Origin of the sequence: Glutamicibacter protophormiae, from assembly GCF_014647495.1 — a bacterium.
GTDB classification, from domain to species: domain Bacteria; phylum Actinomycetota; class Actinomycetes; order Actinomycetales; family Micrococcaceae; genus Glutamicibacter; species Glutamicibacter protophormiae.
Map to the genome: position 1 here is coordinate 1 of NZ_BMPH01000038.1, position 530 is coordinate 530.

Annotated in this window: 1 protein-coding gene; it reads right to left on the bottom strand. The window is 62.8% G+C overall.

The features are described 5' to 3' along the window. Positions 1–530: fatty acid desaturase (locus IEY43_RS18025; RefSeq protein ID WP_188950409.1), on the bottom strand; the 530-nt coding region annotated here is incomplete at both ends.

A 530-nucleotide genomic window follows, 5' to 3' on the forward strand; every position in this document is an offset into this window, starting at 1 on the left:
TACAGGGCGATGCGGGTGAAGATCGAGATGATCTCGCGGCGGCGGTGCTTGACGCGGTCCCCGAGGAACAGGTACTTGATCGACTGGGCGTGCAGGTTCAGCCCTTCGAGGGTCAGCAGCGGGAAGAAGAGGTAGCCTTGGCGCTGGGTGATCCATTTGAGCAGGCCGCGTTGGCGTTGGGCGTCGGCGGGCTGGAATGAGATGGTGTCCCATTCGATGTCCGGGTCCTTGCCGATGGTGTTGGGGGTGGCGTGGTGTTTGTTGTGCTTGTTCATCCACCACTGGTAGCTGATGCCGACCACGATGTTGGCCAGGAAGCGGCCGAGTTTGTCGTTGGTCTTGCCGGAGGCCAGGATTTGGCGGTGTGCTGCTTCGTGGGCCAGGAAGGCGAATTGGGTGAGCAGCAGTCCCAGGGCGGCGGCCATGAGCAGTTGGAACCAGCTCTCGCCCAGCAGTACCATGCCGGTGATGGTGCCGGCTAGCAGTGTGGTCAGGACGATGCTGATGCCCAGGTAGTGTCCGGGGCGGCG